Annotated in this window: 20 protein-coding genes and 1 pseudogene; all 21 read right to left on the bottom strand. The window is 36.0% G+C overall.

Annotation, left to right across the window (positions count from 1 at the left end):
• Positions 1 to 7: 7 nt before the first annotated feature.
• Positions 8 to 1,333 (bottom strand): TolC family protein, encoded by a 1,326-nt coding sequence (locus ACSVH9_RS12835; protein WP_438064058.1) that lies wholly within the window; start codon positions 1,331 to 1,333, stop codon positions 8 to 10.
• On the bottom strand, positions 1,323 to 1,949 hold the full coding sequence (locus tag ACSVH9_RS12830) for a TetR/AcrR family transcriptional regulator (RefSeq protein WP_438064057.1): 627 nt from the start codon (positions 1,947 to 1,949) through the stop codon (positions 1,323 to 1,325). Before ACSVH9_RS12830 ends, ACSVH9_RS12835 begins: the two co-directional genes overlap by 11 nt.
• Positions 1,950 to 2,047: 98 nt before the next feature.
• Positions 2,048 to 2,521 carry a GyrI-like domain-containing protein gene (locus ACSVH9_RS12825; protein WP_438064056.1) on the bottom strand — a complete coding sequence of 158 codons (474 nt, stop codon included), beginning with the start codon at positions 2,519 to 2,521 and terminating at the stop codon, positions 2,048 to 2,050.
• Positions 2,515 to 2,967, bottom strand: coding sequence for a GNAT family N-acetyltransferase (locus ACSVH9_RS12820; protein ID WP_438064055.1), 453 nt, complete (start codon positions 2,965 to 2,967; stop codon positions 2,515 to 2,517). The genes ACSVH9_RS12825 and ACSVH9_RS12820 overlap by 7 nt, the downstream gene beginning before the upstream one ends.
• Positions 2,968 to 2,979: 12 nt before the next feature.
• Complete coding sequence (trpA, locus tag ACSVH9_RS12815; RefSeq protein WP_159685666.1) at positions 2,980 to 3,741, bottom strand: tryptophan synthase subunit alpha; 762 nt, start codon at positions 3,739 to 3,741, stop codon at positions 2,980 to 2,982.
• Positions 3,742 to 4,042: 301 nt separating this feature from the next.
• Positions 4,043 to 4,363, bottom strand: coding sequence for a gamma-glutamylcyclotransferase family protein (locus ACSVH9_RS12810; RefSeq protein ID WP_078211750.1), 321 nt, complete (start codon positions 4,361 to 4,363; stop codon positions 4,043 to 4,045).
• 126 nt (positions 4,364 to 4,489) lie between these two features.
• Positions 4,490 to 5,671, bottom strand: a complete 1,182-nt coding sequence (gene trpB, locus ACSVH9_RS12805; protein ID WP_438064096.1) for a tryptophan synthase subunit beta — start codon at positions 5,669 to 5,671, stop codon at positions 4,490 to 4,492.
• 45 nt (positions 5,672 to 5,716) lie between these two features.
• Positions 5,717 to 6,286: pseudogene (locus ACSVH9_RS12800) on the bottom strand (phosphoribosylanthranilate isomerase); the annotation flags it as partial.
• A gap of 113 nt (positions 6,287 to 6,399) precedes the next feature.
• Complete coding sequence (trpC, locus tag ACSVH9_RS12795) at positions 6,400 to 7,203, bottom strand: indole-3-glycerol phosphate synthase TrpC (RefSeq protein WP_438064054.1); 804 nt, start codon at positions 7,201 to 7,203, stop codon at positions 6,400 to 6,402.
• An 87-nt stretch (positions 7,204 to 7,290) separates the two neighbouring features.
• The gene (gene trpD / locus ACSVH9_RS12790) at positions 7,291 to 8,283 is read right to left on the bottom strand and encodes an anthranilate phosphoribosyltransferase (RefSeq protein ID WP_438064053.1); all 993 of its coding nucleotides are present in this window, start codon (positions 8,281 to 8,283) and stop codon (positions 7,291 to 7,293) included.
• 86 nt (positions 8,284 to 8,369) lie between these two features.
• The gene (locus tag ACSVH9_RS12785) at positions 8,370 to 8,936 is read right to left on the bottom strand and encodes an anthranilate synthase component II (protein ID WP_438064052.1); all 567 of its coding nucleotides are present in this window, start codon (positions 8,934 to 8,936) and stop codon (positions 8,370 to 8,372) included.
• A 9-nt stretch (positions 8,937 to 8,945) separates the two neighbouring features.
• Complete coding sequence (locus ACSVH9_RS12780; protein WP_438064051.1) at positions 8,946 to 9,404, bottom strand: hypothetical protein; 459 nt, start codon at positions 9,402 to 9,404, stop codon at positions 8,946 to 8,948.
• A gap of 19 nt (positions 9,405 to 9,423) precedes the next feature.
• Entirely contained in the window at positions 9,424 to 10,824 is a 1,401-nt protein-coding gene (locus ACSVH9_RS12775) for an anthranilate synthase component I family protein (RefSeq protein WP_438064050.1), read from the bottom strand.
• A 294-nt stretch (positions 10,825 to 11,118) separates the two neighbouring features.
• Positions 11,119 to 12,411 carry a hypothetical protein gene (locus ACSVH9_RS12770; protein WP_438064049.1) on the bottom strand — a complete coding sequence of 431 codons (1,293 nt, stop codon included), beginning with the start codon at positions 12,409 to 12,411 and terminating at the stop codon, positions 11,119 to 11,121.
• Positions 12,412 to 12,667: 256 nt separating this feature from the next.
• Complete coding sequence (locus ACSVH9_RS12765) at positions 12,668 to 13,948, bottom strand: hypothetical protein (protein WP_438064048.1); 1,281 nt, start codon at positions 13,946 to 13,948, stop codon at positions 12,668 to 12,670.
• 230 nt (positions 13,949 to 14,178) lie between these two features.
• On the bottom strand, positions 14,179 to 14,742 hold the full coding sequence (locus ACSVH9_RS12760; protein ID WP_438064047.1) for a YceI family protein: 564 nt from the start codon (positions 14,740 to 14,742) through the stop codon (positions 14,179 to 14,181).
• A 39-nt stretch (positions 14,743 to 14,781) separates the two neighbouring features.
• On the bottom strand, positions 14,782 to 15,414 hold the full coding sequence (locus tag ACSVH9_RS12755) for an NAD(P)H-dependent oxidoreductase (RefSeq protein ID WP_438064046.1): 633 nt from the start codon (positions 15,412 to 15,414) through the stop codon (positions 14,782 to 14,784).
• Positions 15,415 to 15,427: 13 nt separating this feature from the next.
• Complete coding sequence (locus tag ACSVH9_RS12750) at positions 15,428 to 15,883, bottom strand: MarR family winged helix-turn-helix transcriptional regulator (protein WP_438064045.1); 456 nt, start codon at positions 15,881 to 15,883, stop codon at positions 15,428 to 15,430.
• Between the two features lie 174 nt (positions 15,884 to 16,057).
• A complete protein-coding gene (locus tag ACSVH9_RS12745; RefSeq protein WP_438064044.1) occupies positions 16,058 to 16,243 on the bottom strand; it encodes a YgaP family membrane protein in 186 nt (61 codons plus the stop codon).
• 16 nt (positions 16,244 to 16,259) lie between these two features.
• On the bottom strand, positions 16,260 to 16,565 hold the full coding sequence (locus tag ACSVH9_RS12740; protein WP_315142342.1) for a hypothetical protein: 306 nt from the start codon (positions 16,563 to 16,565) through the stop codon (positions 16,260 to 16,262).
• Between the two features lie 69 nt (positions 16,566 to 16,634).
• On the bottom strand, positions 16,635 to 19,868 hold the full coding sequence (locus tag ACSVH9_RS12735; protein ID WP_438064043.1) for an efflux RND transporter permease subunit: 3,234 nt from the start codon (positions 19,866 to 19,868) through the stop codon (positions 16,635 to 16,637).
• Positions 19,869 to 19,901 lie beyond the last annotated feature (33 nt).

The raw sequence follows: 19,901 nt of genomic DNA, 5'->3' as shown, positions 1-19,901 counted from the left end.
CTGGTACTTATATTTTTGATGGGTTGAAAGTTGTGGTTAATTGTCCGGTTACCGATAGTAATTCGTAATATTTTTGAATGATATTGGCTTTGCCTAGGGCTTTATTAATTTTGGCAGTCAGTTGGTCTACATCAGCTTCCAATAAATCGTTGGTGTTAGAAAGTCCATTATCGTATTTGTCTTTTACAATTCGGTAATTTTCAGAAGCTTGGTCAATAGCTTCCGCATAAACAAGGTCTTGTTTTATAGCCAATTGATAATCTTCTATGGCTTTTTGTACTTGTACTTTGATGTAATCTGTCAAAATAGCTTCAGCGTTTTGTACTTCCATTGCCTTGCTTTCTGCAACTTTAACCAAAACATCATTTTTGAGCAAACTGGTAAAGTCATAGGAAATGCCAACACCTATGTTCATTGCGTTTTGTACACTAACTACATTGTGGAGTTCAAGTGCGGTGTAACCTCCTAATATGGCTATTGAAGGGAAATAAGCACTTCTTGCAATTTTGATATTCGATTGGCTGGCTTTTGCTTGAAAACGAAGGGCTTCTAAATCTTTTCTGTTTTCTAAAGCTGGCGTCTCATCTGAAGGGACATTGTTCATTTGAAAATTCACAAAATCACTTTCTTTGATTTCAATTTGAGTATTCGTATCCAATTTTAGAAGGTTAACCAAATAAAAGTTTACGATATTCAAATTGTTAGTGGCTTCGTCTATTGCGAGTTGTATTTTAGAAACTTGCAATTGTGATTTTAGTAAATCATTACGTGGAATAATACCGTTTTTCTCCAAATCTATAAAATCAACTACGCGTTGTTTGGCCCGTTTTTGATTTTCTTTGAGAATTTCGATTGTCTTTTGCGCTTTGTATAAGCTAGCATAATAATTAACGACTTTTAGCGCAATCTCTTCTTTAGATTGAACCGCATTGGCAGTTTCGGCTAAATAAAGATTGTCGTGTAAGGCAATATTATTTTGAATTTTGAATCCTGCAAAAACAGGAACACTGGCCGTAACTTGTCCTAATAGTAAACGATCCACAGGACCAGCTGCAAGTCCGCTTCCACCTGAACTGGATTTCATATCAATTTTGGCACTAGTTAGGTGCTGGTATTGGCCTGAGAGTTTTAAATCAGGATATTGATTGTTTTTGCTGGCTTGTAGCTCGTATTTTTTGGTAGCTACTTTTGAAGTAGCAAGGGATATTTCGTTACTCTTGGTCCAAGCTAATTGTACAGCATCTTCTAGCTTAAGATGTGTTTTTTCTTGAGCGCTTACCGTCGAAGTTCCCCAACACAAAATCCCAAAGACAAATAGTGGGCTAATTTTCATAAATCAAAAGGGCTTTAATTGTTTGTTGTATGTGCTTTGTCAAGTTCGTCTTGATATAATTATTGTACAAAGTTTCTGTAGTCAAGTTCAATAGATTTTCGAAGTAGGTTTTATTCATATGGAAATGAAAAAAGGTACCTAAAATCGTTGGTGTTATCAATGGGATAATGATATCTTTTCTAAATACACCTTTGCGTTGGCCTTCTTCAATGATGGATTCTAAATATTTGAGATTGCCTTTTCTGAACTCTGTAAATGCCTGTAAATTTTGTTCTCTTTTTTTTGAAGAGAGTTCAAAATGTAAAATGCGATAGATTCCCTTATTGTTATTGATGCGATTAATATAAATTTCAATCAATTTATTTACCTTTTCAATGGGTTCAAGGTCTTCTTCTAGTAAATGTTCGAGTTGGGTTTTGATATCTGTTGTTCGATAAACAATCAGCGACTGTAGTAATCGCTCTTTCGATCCAAAGTAATAGGATATCATAGCAACATTGATTTTTGCTACTTTAGAAATATCCCTAATGGAAGTGCCGTCAAATCCTTTTTCAGCAAAAAGAGTTTCTGCAACTTCAAGGATTTGGATTTGTTTTTCGGTAAATTCCGTTTTCAATACCTTGATTTTTTGTTAAACAAAATTAAACAACCGTTTAAATTAAACAATTGTTTAATTTTTATTTAACATAGTATTAACAAAATCAAAGAAATGAATCATTGTTGGCGAATCGGAATCCATATTTGTTCTTCCGAGTTAGGGTCTCCATTTTTGTATTTTTCGCCCAATAGTTCAAAATGAGGACGATGATCCAAAATATACGGAGCCTTGGGTAGCCACTCCGTAAAAATTTGCTGAAAAATTGCTGTGTCCATTCCTTTGTGTTCAAAAACAGCATAAAGCCCAGTGGGTAGGGTAAAGGACTCCATATCTTCGGGGATTTTTTCAAAAGCATTCACCGCTACAGCTGCCCATTTTTCGAAAGTCTTGGAAGGATTAAAATGTTCAAAATAATCCGGATTGTAGTTTTGAACCGAATAATAATCGTTGCCTATTCGGTTGGTAATGAGTTCTCGTCTTGGCATAAAACTTTGCCAAAGTGCTTGAGTTTGATTGTCGATTAACGACATACTTCTTTTTTTACCCACTAATTGGGTTTCTGGTAAAGTAACAATAGTTGGCTTTAGCATTGCTTTTCTTTTTTTAGACACACACTTGTAGCTACGCCTTCATAAGGGGGATAATTAGGGATGATTTTATACCCTAGTTTTTGATATAATGCACTGGCTACAGTATTGTTAGTACCGGTTTCGAGTACATAACTATTGTATTGCAGTTCGTTGGCCCATTGCTCAAGTTCTGCTATAATTTGATGGGCTACTTGTTTGCCTCGGAAAGATGCTACTACAAACATTCTTTTGATTTCAACACTTTTTTCGTCAAATGCTTTAAAGGCACCACAGCCAATGGCTTCATTTTCATAATAAGCTACGACCACATGCTTAATATGGTCGGTTTTGTTGTATTGGGCATAAAAATCGTGATCTTCATCGTCTTTAGATCGCAGAAATTGATCTAGCAGTAGGACTAGCTTTTGAAAGTCAGGATCGTTGGATGTGGTTCTTTTTAGTAGCATTTTCATGACTAGTTATCGAATGGATTCCACGAATGCTTTAATGTTGGCAGTTCCATTTTCTTTTAAATAGGTGATAAAGGCACTTCCAATAATGGCTCCTTTGGCAAATTGAGTAGCTTGTTGGAAAGTTTCGGCATTGTTGATTCCGAAGCCGATAACTTGAGGATTTTTCAAATTCATTTGAGCGATGCGTTGGAAATACGCTTCTTGTGTGTTTCCAAATCCTGCACTGGAACCTGTTACACTAGCCGAGCTTACCATATAAATAAAACCATCCGAAACACTATCGATAAAATGGATGCGTTCGTCTGAAGTTTGCGGCGTGATTAAAAAGATGTTTTTTAAACCGTATTTTTCAAAAATTGCTTTGTATTCGTCAGCATATACATCTACAGGTAAATCAGGAATAATCAATCCATCGATTCCTATTTCGGCGCACGTAGCACAGAACTTTTCCACACCATACTGTAGCATCGGATTAAAGTATCCCATAATCACTAAAGGAATGTTGACTGTTTTCCGAATGTCTTTTAATTGGTCAAACAATACTTGTGTGGTCATTCCGTTGTGCAAGGCTTGCGTTGAACTCGCCTGAATAGTTGGACCATCTGCCAAAGGATCACTAAACGGCAATCCGATTTCGATCATATCGACGCCATTTTTTTCTAAATCTTGAATGATTTGTACGGTATCGTTTAGGTTAGGGTAGCCCGCAGAAAAATAGATGGACAATATTTTTTTATCTTCTTGTAATTTTTGATTGATTCGGTTCATAGTTTATTCTTTCTATCTGAAATTCTATATTTATTGGTCTCAAATCTAATGCACATGAGACTTTTTAGTTAAGTTTAAAATTGTATTTACCTCAAATTTCCATTTTAAATTGTTAGCCACGAAAAACACAAATTGGCACTAAATCATCAATTTTGAAATTGAATTGCACCAATTATATGGTTCTTAAGGATTCGTGCAATAAAAGAAATGTTCTGAATTAGTGTTTATACGTGTAATTTGTGGCGAAAATTTTAAAAGTAAATGCCTTAAAATTTACGAATTTGCGGTTGTTTGTTTTTGTCTACACCACCAAACTATAAGCCCAAGCCTTTTGGTTGGATTGCAAAACTACTTCTACACGTTTATAATGCTTTCCTTCGTAGAGGTCGGCTTGGCGAAGATCATTGGTCGTCACATCATACACAATGCCTTGAATGGTATCTTCAGGATTTTCTGTCTCGACGATGATGGGGTAGTTGATTAAACCAAATTCTTCTTCGATTTGGATTTCTTTGACACGATAGCCCAAAAGCGTTTCTGGGGTTCCTTTGAGTGTTCTACCAAAAAGGTCTTCTTGCACCTCAGGATGCTGTAATGTTCCGTATGTAAATAGTTTTTGCATAGTGCTTTGGTGTTAATGACTACTTCATTTGTGGTGTTGCAGGATTTGCGTTAGGGATGGGAGCGGCATCCTCTAGGGGCGGGGTTCGCCCCTAGAGATATAGCGTACAGCCCGTAAAACGCCCTACTACAATTTAAAGTAGTCAATATACGTATTTAAATCTTTATCTCCTCGTCCTGAAAGGCTAATCACGACAATATCTGAGGGTTTGAACTGTTTTTGTTTAAAAATTGCCAAGGCGTGCGAGGTTTCGATGGCGGGAATGATGCCTTCTAATTTGCACAATTCGAGTCCAAATTCCATAGCATCATCATCGGTTACAGAATAGAATTCGGCACGACCGGATTCGGCCAAATGCGCGTGCATAGGTCCTACACCGGGATAGTCCAGACCAGCCGAGATAGAGTAGGGTTCCGTAATTTGTCCATCTGGGGTTTGCATCAACAGGGTTTTGCAACCGTGAATAATCCCCATTTTTCCTAGTTTGCTCGTAGCGGCACTATGCCCTGAATCGACTCCTTTTCCAGCTGCTTCTACGGCAATAATACCCACTTCTTCTTGGTCTAAGAAATGGTAAAATGTCCCAGCAGCATTACTTCCGCCACCAATACAAGCTACGACATAGTCTGGATTTTCGCGACCTTCTTTTTCGTTTAATTGCCATTTGATTTCTTCGGAAATGACACTCTGAAAACGGGTTACCATATCAGGATAAGGGTGTGGTCCAATGGCGGAACCAATGATGTAATGCGTGTCTACGGGATTGTTAATCCAATCACGGATGGCTTCGTTAGTGGCGTCTTTTAGGGTGCGAGAGCCCGATAAGGCTGGACGTACGGTAGCGCCCAACATTTTCATTCGAGCCACGTTTGGCGCTTGACGAGCAATGTCGATTTCGCCCATATACACAATGCATTCTAATCCCATTAAGGCGCAAACGGTAGCGGTGGCCACGCCATGCTGACCCGCACCTGTTTCGGCGATGATGCGTTTTTTGCCTAACTTTTTGGCGACTAAAATTTGGCCAATTGTGTTGTTGATTTTGTGTGCGCCCGTATGGTTGAGGTCTTCTCTTTTTAAGTAGATTTTGGTATTGTATTTTTCAGACAATCGCTTCGCAAAATACAATGGACTTGGACGCCCCACATAATCTTTTAATAGTTGGTTGAATTCTTCTTTAAAATCGGGTGTAGCGGTAATGTCCAGATAGTGTTGGCGCAACTCTTCTACATTAGGATATAACATTTCTGGAATGTAGGCTCCTCCAAACTGACCATAATAGCCTTTTTCGTTTACGTTGTATGACATTTTTTTATTTTTTTTGTGTAGGGACAATTCGCGAATTGTCCTTACAAGATTGATGTTTTTTAATCCAGGTTCTATTTCAAATTTACTATTTACGTCTATGGCGTAAAGAGGTAAATGGGTGTTCAAGATTTCGTTTACTGCTGCTATTTCGTCAATTCCGATGCCCCCACTAAGGAAAAATGGTTTTGAGGAAGGATAGTTTTGTAAAATTCTCCAGTCAAAAGTGGTTCCGTTGCCTCCGGGTAATTTGCCTTTGGTGTCAAAAAGAAAGAAATCACAAACAGGCTCGTAGGGTTTTAATAGACTAAAATCAAAGGTTTCATCTGCTGAGAATACTTTGATGATTTCGACACTAGTCCCTAATTTATTTTTTAATTCCAAACAAAAAGCTACCGATTCTTGTCCGTGCAACTGTAAGGCTTGTAAATCGTATTGGGCTACTTTGTCTAGGATGGTATCACTTTTTTCGTTGACAAAAACTCCCACTTTTTTGATAGATTTGGGTAAGTCAGGCATAGGTCCCTCAAAATACCGTGCTGACTTTTCCCAAAATATAAATCCCATATAATCGGGTAGCAGCGATGCTACTTCGAGTATATTGTCAGGGTATTTCATACCGCAGATTTTAAGGCCACAGCCCCCCAACCCCCGAAGGGGGAGTTCTTGTGCGGATGTTGAATGCTGATTTGTTTTTGGTTTCATAACAATAGTGGTTAGTTGCTAGTAACTTATTGGTTTGCTCCCCCTTTGGGGGTTAGGTGGGCTATAAATTCTGTGGCAGCTTTGCCTGCATTATCTGTTTTCATAAAGTTTTCTCCAATCAAAAAGCCTTGGTATCCGTAAGGTTTTAATTCTTGAATCGCTTCAATAGTCGAAATGCCACTTTCAGATACTTTGACAAAATCACTTGGAATCTTAGCCGCTAACTCTTTGCTAAAATCCAAACTCACTTCAAAGGTTTTGAGGTTGCGGTTGTTCACTCCAATCATATCCAGAGTGGGCAAAATCGATTTTTCTAATTCTTCCAAATTATGCACTTCAAGCAAAACTTCTAGTCCTAAACTTTTAGCAAATTCAGATAAAGATTGGATTTCTTCACGCGTTAAAACCGCGGCGATGAGTAGGATTAAATCGGCTCCGTGGGCTTTGGCTTCTAGGATTTGGTATTCGTCTACAATGAATTCTTTTCGTAATAAAGGAATATTTACAGAGGCTCTAGCCAAGAGCAAGTCATCTAGCGAACCCCCAAAATATTTACCGTCCGTAAGTACCGAAATTCCGCAAGCACCAGCATTTTCATAGCCTTTTACGACTTCTTCAACCGTGAAATTGTTGTTGATAATGGATTTAGAAGGGGAACGGCGTTTGTGTTCGGCAATAATACCAGAAGGACTTTCTTTTAATTTTTGGCTAAGAGAAATGGTTTGTTTTTCAAAAAACACAGAAGCTTCTAATTGCGAAACTGGAATAATGGATTTCTTGAGAAGGACTTCTCTTTTTTTATCGATGATGATTTTATCTAGGATGTTCATTAATTTTTTGTTTAAAGTTTTCTTTGTTTAAGGTTTAAAAGTGTGGACTATTTCAACCACTTTAAACCTTAAACTTTTAAACTATTTTTAGTTACTTAACTCTTTTAGTTTGTTCAAAGCTACCAAGCCTTTGCCAGATAGCAAACTTTCTTTCGCTATTTGAAATCCTTCTAAAGGAGAGCAATGGGTAACGGTTGCAATGGCCATAGCAGCATTGGCACAAACCACATTGTTTTGGGCTTCCGTTCCTTTTCCTGAAAGAATAGAGAGAAACATAGCCGCTGATTCTTCAATGGTTTTTCCGCCTTCGATTTCGTTTTGAGATAAAAGAGACACACCAAAATCAGTCGGATGCAACATGCCTTCCATTGTTTTGGTAATTGTTTTGGTTGGACACGTCAATGAAATCTCATCGTAGCCATCTAGTGCGTGGAGGATAGTAAAATTCACCTCGGTGTTTTGATACAAATAGCCATACATTCTTGCCAATTCCAAATTGAAAACCCCTACCAATTGATTTTTTGGAAAGGAAGGATTGACCATCGGCCCCAACATATTGAAAAAGGTTTTGACTGCCAATTCTTTTCTTATAGGGCCTACATTTTTCATCGCTGGGTGAAAAAGCGGTGCGTGCAAGACACAGATACCTGCTTGGTCAATACATTTTTCTAAAAAAGAGGCGTCGTTACTAAATTGTACTCCCATTTTTTCGAGTACATTACTGGAACCAGAAATAGAAGACACTCCGTAATTTCCGTGTTTGGCTACTTTTATTCCTGCTCCTGCTGCAACAAAGGAAGCCAAAGTGGAGATGTTAAACGTGTCTTTTCCATCGCCACCCGTACCACATAAATCAATGGCATTGTAGGCAGATAAATCTACTTTGATACACAAATCCAATAATGCTTCTCTGAAACCAGCTAACTCGTCTATGCTAATGCTACGCATCATATAAACAGTCAAAAAAGAGGCAATTTGGCTAGGGTTATAACTTCCGTTGGATATGTTTATCAATACATTTTTTGCTTCTTCTTTGGAAAGCATTTCGTGATTGATGAGTCTGTTTAATATGTTTTTCATTTTTATGAAATACTAAGTTTGTAAATAACTAAGATTCTTAGTTTTGTTTTCAAAAGGACTGTTTACTTAATACTGAAAACTGAGCACTAATTTTTCACCCAATTCTCTAACATTTTTTTTCCGTCAGGAGTCAATACACTTTCAGGATGAAATTGTACGCCGCGAACATCGTAGCTTTTATGGCGCAAAGACATCACTTGTCCGTTTTCGTCTATGGATGTGATTTCTAAAACATCCGGGACATTCGCATCGACCACCCAAGAATGGTAGCGCCCCACTTCGAATGTCGGTTCTAATCCGTCAAAAAGGAGTTCGTCATTTACAATCGTTTTTACCGTTGTAGCTACCCCGTGATAAACTTTGTCTAAATTGGATAAAGTACCGCCGTAGACTTCTCCAATGGCTTGTTGACCAAGGCATACCCCAAAAATGCTTTTGGTGGGGCCGTATTTTTGAATCACTGCTTTGAGTAAGCCTGCTTCGTCAGGAATACCAGGTCCTGGCGATAATAAAATTTTGTCGAAATGAGCGATTTCATCCAAATCAAATTCATCATTTCGGTACACCGTTACTTCACAATCTAAATCTTCTAAATAGTGCACTAAGTTGTAAGTGAAGCTATCGTAATTGTCTATGACTAGTATTTTTTTCATATTGTTTGATTATTTTTCTCGAACGTATTTTTCGATTATGATTTGGTCTACACCAAGTTTTTCAATTTTTTCGATTCCTTTTTGTGTTAAAGTGTCATTTTGAATTTTTACTACAAAATCAAATTTGTTGTTTTCCCATTCTCTAAGTGAAAAGTATTCTAGATTTTCAGTGTAAAGGCTATCTTTTAAAGTATACTTTCCTCCTCCAGCAAAATAAACGGCTGCACTGTCTTTTCCATTATTCAAATCATGGTTGAAGAAAGAAAAATGAGTGCCATTAATTATTTTTATCATCTTCGTTTTTGGATTGAAGGTTGAAAAAGTACTGTCTTTTATAATTTTAACTGCTGATATGAGTCGCCAAGTGCCTTCAATGCTATTGTTTTTCTTTGCCTTCTCTTGTTTTTCAGCAAGATTACAGGCTGTAAAAAGGACAATCATTAGTAAGCAACTGATTGTTGTTTTCATATTTTTAATTTTATCGTGTTTAAATCGTCTCTGCCAAATCCAATGCCGTATTTAAGGCTCTTAGTTTATTATAAACTTCTTGCATTTCGCTTTCTTCATCAGAGCTTGCTACGATTCCAGCACCTGCTTGTGAATGCAATTGATGGTTTTTGCTCAAGAACGTTCGAATCATAATGGCATGATTAAAATTGCCTTCAAAATCCATAAAACCTATGGCACCTCCATAAAAAGCACGATTGGTTTTTTCATACTCTTCAATCAATTGCATCGCTCTATGTTTTGGAGCGCCACTCAACGTTCCTGCAGGGAAGGTGTCAGCGACCACTTGTAAGGTTAAGGCTTTTTCGTGTAAATACCCCGTAACTTTGGAAACTAAATGGATAACATGGGAGAAAAATTGCACCTCACGGTATTTCTCTACTTGTACGTCATGTCCGTTGCGACTTAAATCATTTCTGGCTAAATCTACAAGCATCACATGTTCACTATTCTCTTTTTTATCTTCAGAAAGGGCTTTGGCCAAAACAGCATCTTTTTCATCATCACCTGTTCGTTTGAAAGTTCCAGCGATGGGATGAATTTCGGCTTTTCTGTTTTTTACAATAATTTGAGCTTCGGGAGAAGAACCAAATAATTTGAAATCACCATAGTCAAAAAAGAATAAATAGGGGGAAGGGTTAATGCTTCGCAAAGCACGATACACATTAAATTCATCGCCTTTGAAACCTTGTGTAAAACGTCGTGATAAAACCAATTGAAAAACATCGCCACGGAAACAATGTTTTTTGGCTAATGCCACATTGTGCTTAAATTCTTCATCTGTAAGGTTCGAAAAACCCTCGCCTTCTTTTGAGAATTTATAAGAAGCGATATTTCGGGATTGCAAGAGTTGCTCGATTTCGGAGATGTTATTTTTTTCATCCAAACTATGGCAAAAAATATAGGCCTCATTCTTGAAATGATTGATGGCAATGATATTTTGGTATACCGCATAATACACATCTGGAATGGCATTACTGTTTTCTTTTTTTGCAATACTTACTTTTTCGAAATAACGAACAGCATCATAAGCAATGTAACCAAATAGCCCATTGTTTATGAATTTGAAATCATTTTTCTTGGATTGAAATTGACTTGAAAAGTTCTGAATAATCTCAGGAATTTTGGTGGTAGCATCTATGTTAATAGTTTCTGAAGTTCCATCTGGATAATTCTTAGAGATGATTTCGTTTTCAATTTTAAAAGAAGCAATAGGATTGCAGCAAATGTAGGAGAAACTGTTGTCGTTTCCATGATAATCACTACTTTCTAATAATAAACTGTTAGGGAATTTATCTCTAATTTTTAAATAAACACTAACGGGTGTAATGGTGTCGGCAAGGATTTGCTTGTAATGGGTATTTAATAAATAGGCTTTCATATCTTTTTAATTAAGACTTTTAGTTGTTGGTTTTTTACAGAAAACAAGGCAATAAAAAAAGGCTTGTCGTGATGACAAGCCTTTTTATTTATAATAGTTCAACTAATACTATAGGAGCTTTGTTCACGACGTTTGACGTAAAGTATTCCACCACCAAGTATTGTTTGTTATTGTTCTCATGTTTTTTTTCGTTGAGCAAATATATAAATGAAATTGAACTAAACAAAAGTAAAAGAATAAAAATAAAAAAAGTATTTATTGTTTTTTGTTAGATTTCAAACACTTGCTACTTTTTTATTTATTGATTACTACCGTTGCGCTTTGTTTTTTTCTGAAATCTGGGTTGTTTTTCAAATCTATTGAAGTAAACAAGTCAATAATTGGAGTTGTTGCAATTTCAAATTCCATTGAAGCTGGGTCTGGCCAGTATTTTAGTTTTCCATTATAGCTTTGTTCTTCGCTCACTAAATTTTCTTTACAACGGTTTACAATGATGTTCTTTAAATTGATTTTAGCGAAATTTTCTGGAGATAAAGTTATTTTTTCACCTAATAACACAAAAGGTGCAAATCCAGAAACAATACTATTTGTAAAAGTCAAGTTACAATTTTCTTTAAGGTAGATAGCTTCACGAACCAATCCTTGATTATTTTCTTCAATATTTACAAATGTAATGTTGTTGGCTTTTACATTCGTAAGCTTTTTAGTCATATCGGCATTTTCTTGTTTGTCATACGAATCAATTTCAAAACATCTTGAATTTCCTGAACCAGAAGAAAAAGGGTGACGAATTGCAATACTGTTATTTAGTGTTGCTTGAGTTCCTTCTGAGAAATCAAAATCATCGTCATCATTTCTAAAAGAAATTACGTTATTCATTGCTACTTCTCCGCCAGTTACTTGATAAGCATCTCCATTTGAGTAACTAACTTGAATATGGCTCAAGGCTGTTTTTTTTCCAACCCCAGCTAAGATAAGGGCATTGATTTCTTTTGAACCGTTTATCTTTTTTCCACCAAATTCAATGCGAACATACTTTAAGCTTCCAGAATTATCTTCTGGTTTATCGCCGCCATAGGTAGCTTTTGTAGTATCAAGATTGAAATCTGTTAAAACATGCTTGTTGTCTTTGTCAATTTTGTTCACAGGCGCATTACCTAGGATGATGATACCACCCCAGTTACCTGGTTTTCTTACTGTAGCTGCTTTTTCAGAAGTAAAAACAATTGGTGCTTTTTCTGTCCCTTCAGCAATAAGTTTGGACCCTTGTGTAATGATTAAGGTTCCGCAATAGTCGATATCGCCGATACCTCCTCTGATTACAGTACCTGGTTCAATTGTAAGTGTAGCATTATTGGTCACATACACTCTGTTGTTTAGAAGGTAGGTTTTGGTACTTACTAGTTTGGTGTCTTTGTTGATAATGTCTGGCAATACCTCATTGGTTTCTGGGTATTCTGCTGTTGCAGGTTTAAAATTGGTCCAATTGTTCATCCAATTAGTGTCTCCATAAATACCATTACTTTTTTGCGCAAATAAAGATAAACTGAACGCGATGCAAATAATTACTAAAGATTTTTGTTTCATTTTTATTGTTTTAAAGTGGGGCTTTACTTTCTTTTTGGTTAACTTAAAAACTAAAGTAATAAAATAAAATTATAATAATGAAAACTTAACACTTTAAAATGAATAAATGTTGATTTTGGAATAATTATCCTCTTTTTTATTAAAGAAAATAATTAATATGCGTTAAAAATAAAAAAAATCCAATTGCGAAAGCAGTTGGATTTTTTAAACTATTGTATGATATAGTTGGTTTTTCTTGTGAATTTTTCGTAAAAAATTAGTTAGTACTAACTAGAACGGCACTCTCTTTTTTTCTAAAATCTGGGCTAAATTTTATTTGAGATGATTTGAACAAATCGTTAATTGCAATAGATGAAAATTCGATTCCCATTGACGACGGATCTGGCCAATATTTTAGTTTGTCATTATGACTGGTTTCTTCACTAACTATTGATCCTTTGCAGTTGTTTACGATAATATCCTTTAGCGATATTTTGGCTAAGTTATCTGGGTTTAACCCAATTTTGCCTTCCATCAATAAAAATGGAGCAAAACCAGAGACAATACTATTTTTTAAGGAGAAGTAGCATTTCTCTTTTATATAAATGGATTCTTTTATCAATCCTTGATTGTTTTCTTCTAAATTTACTAAAGTGATGTTATTGGCTTGTATGTTGCTAAGTTTTTTGGTTGGATCGTAGTTCTCAAATTTGTCATATGAATCCAATTCAAAACATCTGGAACCTGCGGCATCCGACGAAAATGGATGACGAATCGCTATGCTATTAGTTATAGTAGCTTGTACGCCTTGGGTAAAATCAAAATCATCATCTGTAGTTCTGTATGAAATTAAGCGGTCTAATTTTACATCACCACCATAGCATTCGAAAGAATCGTCGTTTGAGTAACTAATTTGAATGTGACTAAGGGTTGTTTTGTTTCCAACACCTGCAAGTGACAAACCATTTAATTCCTTTAAGGCATTTAGTTTTCTTCCAGCATATTCAATTCGAACATATTTTAGTGCACCTGAATTACTTTCTGGATTTAGTCCACCATAAGAACATTTGGAGGTGTCTAAATTAAAATCCAATAAGGCTTGACCATTGATTCCTATTTTATTGATTGGCGCATCTCCAAGTACTAAGATGCCGCCCCAGTCTCCTGGTTTTCTGACGGTAGTCACTTTATTTGAAGTAAATACAATAGGATTTTTCTCGGTTCCTTCAGCCATAATTTTGGCTCCTTTGGTAATTACAAGCGTACCGCAGGTCATTTCGTCTCCTCTAATTACTGTTCCAGCTTCTATAGTTAAGGTTGCGTTATTGGTAACATATACAGTTCCTTCCAGTCGGTAGGTGTTGTCGCTACTAAGTTTGGTGTCTTTGTCGATTACTCCAGATAAAATAGCATTGGGTTCTTTGTATTCTGTTGTAGCGGGTTTGAAATTGGTCCAATTTAGCATCCAATTAGTGTCGCCATAAATTCCTTTTACTTGTTGAGCTGATGAAGATAAAAAGCTCAAGACAAAAATGATAAGTACTACTTTTTGTTTCATTTTTACTTTTGTTTAAACTACGTCTATTATTGTTTTGTTGTTTTGACTAATCAAAAGTAGTAGCGGTCTTTAAAGGTAATTGTGAATTTATGTTAAGATTTTATTACTAAAAATGATTGATTTGGGACTTATTTTACAGTTTAGTAATCATTTGGTAATTGGGAATTGCTTATTTTTTTACAAAAAAAAGCCCCAACTAAGTTGAGGCTTTGTCAAAGTGGTATTTGATATTAGAATTTCAAAGTAACTTTCAATTCAAATTCGTCGTTGATGGCTTTGTCACCAATAGCTGAAAAGATTGATTTTGAGTTGTATTCGATTCCGTATTTAGTTCTATCTACGTTGAAAGTTGTAGTAGCTGTATTTCCGTTTACAGTAATGTCAAAAGTAACTGGTTTAGTGATTCCTTTGATAGTTAAGTCAGCAGTTACTGCATAAACATCTTTAGCTTTTGAACCAATTTTTTTGAATACTAAAGTAGCAGTTGGGAATTTTGCTGTTCCAAAAAAGTCATCCGCTTTTAAGTGACCATTCAATTTTCCTTGGTATTCACCTTGTAAGTCAGTTGCTGTTAATGAGTTCATATCAACAGTGAAAGAACCTCCTTTTAATGCTTTTCCTTTGAATACTAAAGCTCCTTCTTTAAAGTTTACAGTACCATTGTGTTGTCCTGTTACTTTTTTTCCTAACCATTCGATAGTACTTCCTGCAGTATCAATTTTTTTGGTTTGAGCTGTCATTGAAATTGTAGCGAATGCCACTAATGCTAATGCAATTGATTTTAAATTTTTCATGTTTAAATTGGTTTTTAGATTAATATTTGAGTTGTAAAATTATAAAGTAATAAATAAATCTTCGTTTGATTTTCTAACTTTTTTGTAATGTTGGGTATCATCCTCTTCGTGACGGTATCCAACTGCGGCTACTACAGCAGCATTTAAGTTTAATTTGTCTAAGCCTAAAATAGCATTAAACTGAGCAGGGTCAAACCCTTCCATAGGAGTAGCATCAATTTTTAATTCAGCAGCAGCATTCAACAAATTGGCTAAAGCTAAATAGGTTTGTTTTGCAGTCCAAACTTTTTTTGCATCTTCAGGTAGATTAAGAAGGCTTCCTTTCATAAAATCCCCATAACCATTCAAAGCTCCTTCTGGTAAACTTCTGGTTTGTTCAGCATTTTTTAAGTACCCCTCGATATCTTCGTTACCAACAGTTGTTTGATTGGCAAAAACAAATAGGTGAGAAGCTTCAGTAATTTGAGTTTGCCCCCAAGCTGCAGGTTGTAATTGTGCTCTTAATTCAGGATTATCTACAATAAAAACCTTGTACAATTGCAATCCATAAGAAGAAGAACTCAATCGGATGGCTTCTTTTAATGTATTTAAATCCTTGGTTGTTATTTTTTTGCTAGCATCGTATTTTTTGGTAGCATATCTCCAATTTTGATGGTCTAAAAATGTACTCATAATGTATATATATTTATTTAGTTCTATATTTTTCTAATAAGAAATTCAATTGTTGCAATTCTTCAGGATTTAAGTTGTTGGCAAAAGATTCTTCGTGCTCTTTCAACTGTGGCTCTAATTCTTTTAATAAGGACAAGCCTTTTTCAGTAATAAGCACTTCGATTTTTCTTCGGTTGTCAGGGCAAACATTTCTTGTTACTAATTCCTTTAATAACAACTTGTCAACTAATCGTGTAGTATTACTTGTTTTGGCCAACATGCGTTCTTGAATTACACACATATTAGCAGGTGTTCCTTTTTGGCCTCTTAAAATTCTAAGAACATTATATTGTTCTCCAGATATATCATATGGTTTAAGAATTTCATTGAAACTTTCAGAAACAACAATTTGGGTATACATGATATTTAAGATAGCTCTTGTCGATTCATTATAATCGATGGTGCTTTTTAAAACTTCTTCTATTTTCATGTTTGTAATTACTTTATTTGTTGATACAAATGTAACACTTTTTTTATATGTATATACAAATGTTTTAAATTTAACAGTTATTTCACATCTTAATGGATTAAATAAGGGCATAAAAAAGCCGTGAAGTACTAATTCACGGCTTGTAATGTGTTGAAATGTATTCTTTTAAATCATTTAGTCTTTTACTCCCAATTTGGTTAATATGTCTTCCATCAAACACCATTTGGTAATAGCCGATTGCAATAGATTAGCGCCCACAAAGGCGGTAAACCACAACCAATTTTGATTGACATAGATAGATAATACGATACTTAGTAGCACAAAAGTTCCTGCTATGGCTCTTATAATTCTGTTTTTCATTGCTTGTTTTTTGAGGTTAATTGGATTTTTCTATACATAAAACCGCCAAATGAATTTGTGATAGCGTTTCTTGCTTCGCATTGAAATCTGCAACCCATTCAAATAATGGGTCTACTTTTTTTTCATGCGCAAAGACATAAAACAATACCGATTCATTTTCGATACTATTGGTGGCGAACCAGTTTTCTTCTATCAATTCTTCTGAACTGTTTTGGTAGCCCGTTACTTCTTTATAGGAGTACGAACTAATATTAGCCTTCTTAAGTAGCTGTTGGATTTCTTTTTGGAAAGCTTTGACGGCAACGATTAGTAGTAATTTCATTTTTTTAGGTTTAAAGGTTTAAAAGTTTAAGGTTTCTAAAATTGGAAACCTTAAACTTGAAACTAATTTTTATTGATTAGCAGCTCCTGATTCCTCTTTTTCGGAGAGATTATTTGTTTCCCATTTTTTTCTCTCAGTAATATAATAAATCAGCGGCACGACAATTAGTGTTAAAACCGTTGAAACAATAGCACCAGCTACAAGTGAAATGGCTAATCCTTGAAAAATGGGGTCAAATAAAATAATCGACGCTCCAATCACCACTGCACCGGTGGTTAATAGAATAGGAGTGGTGCGGACAGCTCCAGCTTCTATTATGGCTTGTTTTAAAGGTACACCGTCATTCAATCGGATTTCGATGAAGTCGATAAGTAAAACCGAATTTCGAACCATAACCCCTGCCAAAGCAATCATTCCAATAAAAGAAGTGGCGGTGAAATATGCATTTAGCATCCAATGCCCTAAAACGATTCCTATCAACGAAAGTGGAATTGCCAACATCATAACGATTGGTGTTTTGAAGTTTTGAAACCATCCTACAATCAACATATAGATTATCACAATCACCACCATAAAGGCCACGCCCAAATCACGAAACACCTCTAAGGTTATTTGCCATTCACCATCCCATTTTACTGTAAAATCACTTTCATCTGTAGGTTGCTCCATGTACAATTCATTTATCTTGTAGCCTTTTGGAATTTTCATTTTAGACAGTTTTTCATTCATTCCCAAAATAGCATAGACTGGGCTTTCTAATGTACCTGCCATATCGGCCGTAACATACACCACACGTTTTTGGTCTTTTCGGTAAATGGTTTTTTGTAGTGTGTCCTTTCTAACTTTTACCAAATCGCTGATCGGAATCATATTCCCTTGACTCCCTTTTATTTTCAAGTTTTGGATATCTTGCAAACTGGTTTTGTCTTTGTCATCTAATGAAAGAACGATACTAACATTGTCATTTGAGTTTTCGTCGTATAAATTAGAAACAGGATATTCTTTTAATAAATACGTAAGATTCCCTACTACTTGTTGAGGAGCAATACCATTGAGCATGGCTTTTTCTTTATCAACTTCAAGGCGGAACTCCGTCTGATGGTCTTCTACCATCCAATCGATATCTACAATATCAGTCGTGTTTTGCAGAATGGTTTGTACTTGTTGGGCTACCTTAATTTGTTCTTCATAATCAGGACCATAAATTTCGGCAACCAAAGTTGACAGTACTGGAGGTCCCGGAGGTACTTCAATCAGTTTTACATTGGCACCATATTTTTTGGCAATCTTTTGAATCTCAGGACGCATGGCTTTAGCAATGTCATGACTTTGTAAATCACGGTCTTCTTTATGTAATAAATTCACCTGAATGTCGGCCATATTACTACCACCGCGCATATCGTAATGACGTACCAAACCATTGAAAGTAATAGGAGCAGAAGTGCCCACATAGTTTTGATAATTGACTACTTCGGGTTGAGTCGATACGTATTGAGCAATTTCTCTGGTTACTGCCGAGGTTCTTTCCAAAGTACTTCCTTCAGGCATGTCAATAACTACTTGAAATTCATTTTTGTTATCAAAAGGGAGCATTTTTACGACCACCGATTTGGTAAAGAACATCAAAATCGAACCCATCAATAAGACCACAGTTCCAGCCAATAAAAGTCTTCTCTTGAAACTATTGTCTAGAAACGGACGCTCTATTTTGCTATATATTTTATAAATCAAATTCGTTTCTAATCCTTCGGCATGCTTGTGTGCTTGTTCTTCTTTTTCTTGTAACAAATGATATCCCAAATATGGCGTTACCGTCAAAGCAACAAATAAAGACAATAACATCGCAATAGAGGCTCCAATAGGCATTGGACTCATATAAGGTCCCATCATTCCAGATACAAAAGCCATAGGAAGAATAGCGGCAATTACTGTAAACGTGGCCAAAATTGTTGGGTTCCCAACTTCATTAATCGCATAAATTGCAGCTTGTTTAAAGGGAAGTCGCTTCATTTTGAAATGCCTATGCATGTTTTCGGCAATGATAATACTATCGTCAACCACAATTCCAACTACAAATACAAGGGCAAAAAGTGTGATTCTATTGAGTGTGTAACCCAACAAATAATAAGCAAATAGCGTTAATGCAAAAGTGAGCGGCACAGAGAAAAACACGACCAATCCACCACGCCATCCCATAGCTAGAATTACCAAAACAGTAACCGCAATAATGGCAATTCCCAAATGAAGCAATAATTCACCCACTTTGTGCGATGCTGTTTCCCCATAGTTACGAGTCACTTCAACGTGTACATCATCTGGAATGATGGTTTTTTTAAGTTGCTCTACTTTGGTCAAAATCTTATCCGATATTTTCATAGCATCGGCACCTTTTACTTTTCCAACAGAAATGGTTACAGCAGGATATTCTGATTTTGCCGTTTTGAATTGTTCATTGGCTTTGCCATAACCAAAAGAAACATAGCTTCTAGGTGTAGAAGGCCCATCTGTAATGGTAGCTACTTGTTTTAAGTATACCGGCATATTTTTGTTGACACCTACCACTAAGTTTTCTACATCTTCGGCATTCGATAAAAATTGTCCTGTAGTAACCAAAAATTCTTCATCGTTCTCAACAAAACTCCCCGATTGCGAACTGCCGTTATTGGCCTGAATCATTTGCATGATTCCTAAAGCATCCACACCATTTTCGGACATTCTATCTTTGTCGAGAATAACTTTAAGTTCTCGATTATTGCCGCCAATTTCTTTGGTAATGGCTACATCTTTTACTTTTTCAATTTCAGAAGTTACTTCTTCTGCAATCTGGCGCAGTTGGTAATCATCTTGTTTCTCGCTCCAAAGGGTTATTCCAAGCATCGGAACATCATCTATAGAACGGGTTTTAACCATAGGTTTGTAGACCCCTTGCGGAAACATGTTTTCGTGTTTGGCCAATTCGTCGTAGAGTTTTACATAAGAGCGTTCTACATCTTGCCCTACATAAAATTGTACAATCAGCATCGCCTGACCATTCATAGCCATTGTATGTACGTGTTCTACACCCTTAATATTAGAGATAATTTTCTCTAGTGGTTTCGCGACACGGCTTTCCACTTCTTTTGGACTCGCTCCGGGATAGCCAACCATAATATCAGCCATCGGAACATTGATTTGCGGTTCTTCTTCCCTTGGAATTAGAAACGAACTGTATACCCCAATAATCATCAACCCAATCATTAACAAAATCGTTAATTTGGAGTTCATAAATGCTTGGGCAATTTTGCCTGAAATACCTTCTTGCATAATTTCTTTTATTTATTTGGGCGTGACCCTCCC

The sequence above is a fragment of the Flavobacterium sp. RSSB_23 genome (genome assembly GCF_051547145.1).
Lineage (GTDB): Bacteria > Bacteroidota > Bacteroidia > Flavobacteriales > Flavobacteriaceae > Flavobacterium.
The sequence above is the reverse complement of the archived record's forward strand: the minus strand, read 5'-3'. Positions and strand labels throughout refer to the sequence as shown.

What these genes read in the sequence shown, in the direction of transcription:
- ACSVH9_RS12750 (WP_438064045.1), bottom strand. Translation starts at nt 15,883, where the DNA reads ATGAAAATAGAAGAAGTTTTAAAAAGCACCATCGATTATAATGAATCG.
- ACSVH9_RS12820 (WP_438064055.1), bottom strand. Translation starts at nt 2,967, where the DNA reads ATGCTACTAAAAAGAACCACATCCAACGATCCTGACTTTCAAAAGCTA.
- ACSVH9_RS12735 (WP_438064043.1), bottom strand. Translation starts at nt 19,868, where the DNA reads ATGCAAGAAGGTATTTCAGGCAAAATTGCCCAAGCATTTATGAACTCC.
- ACSVH9_RS12825 (WP_438064056.1), bottom strand. Translation starts at nt 2,521, where the DNA reads ATGCTAAAGCCAACTATTGTTACTTTACCAGAAACCCAATTAGTGGGT.
- trpC (WP_438064054.1), bottom strand. Translation starts at nt 7,203, where the DNA reads ATGAACATCCTAGATAAAATCATCATCGATAAAAAAAGAGAAGTCCTT.
- ACSVH9_RS12755 (WP_438064046.1), bottom strand. Translation starts at nt 15,414, where the DNA reads ATGAGTACATTTTTAGACCATCAAAATTGGAGATATGCTACCAAAAAA.
- ACSVH9_RS12810 (WP_078211750.1), bottom strand. Translation starts at nt 4,363, where the DNA reads ATGCAAAAACTATTTACATACGGAACATTACAGCATCCTGAGGTGCAA.
- ACSVH9_RS12835 (WP_438064058.1), bottom strand. Translation starts at nt 1,333, where the DNA reads ATGAAAATTAGCCCACTATTTGTCTTTGGGATTTTGTGTTGGGGAACT.
- ACSVH9_RS12780 (WP_438064051.1), bottom strand. Translation starts at nt 9,404, where the DNA reads ATGAAAACAACAATCAGTTGCTTACTAATGATTGTCCTTTTTACAGCC.
- ACSVH9_RS12775 (WP_438064050.1), bottom strand. Translation starts at nt 10,824, where the DNA reads ATGAAAGCCTATTTATTAAATACCCATTACAAGCAAATCCTTGCCGAC.
- ACSVH9_RS12740 (WP_315142342.1), bottom strand. Translation starts at nt 16,565, where the DNA reads ATGAAATTACTACTAATCGTTGCCGTCAAAGCTTTCCAAAAAGAAATC.
- ACSVH9_RS12760 (WP_438064047.1), bottom strand. Translation starts at nt 14,742, where the DNA reads ATGAAAAATTTAAAATCAATTGCATTAGCATTAGTGGCATTCGCTACA.
- trpA (WP_159685666.1), bottom strand. Translation starts at nt 3,741, where the DNA reads ATGAACCGAATCAATCAAAAATTACAAGAAGATAAAAAAATATTGTCC.
- ACSVH9_RS12765 (WP_438064048.1), bottom strand. Translation starts at nt 13,948, where the DNA reads ATGAAACAAAAAGTAGTACTTATCATTTTTGTCTTGAGCTTTTTATCT.
- ACSVH9_RS12745 (WP_438064044.1), bottom strand. Translation starts at nt 16,243, where the DNA reads ATGAAAAACAGAATTATAAGAGCCATAGCAGGAACTTTTGTGCTACTA.
- ACSVH9_RS12770 (WP_438064049.1), bottom strand. Translation starts at nt 12,411, where the DNA reads ATGAAACAAAAATCTTTAGTAATTATTTGCATCGCGTTCAGTTTATCT.
- trpB (WP_438064096.1), bottom strand. Translation starts at nt 5,671, where the DNA reads ATGTCATACAACGTAAACGAAAAAGGCTATTATGGTCAGTTTGGAGGA.
- ACSVH9_RS12785 (WP_438064052.1), bottom strand. Translation starts at nt 8,936, where the DNA reads ATGAAAAAAATACTAGTCATAGACAATTACGATAGCTTCACTTACAAC.
- trpD (WP_438064053.1), bottom strand. Translation starts at nt 8,283, where the DNA reads ATGAAAAACATATTAAACAGACTCATCAATCACGAAATGCTTTCCAAA.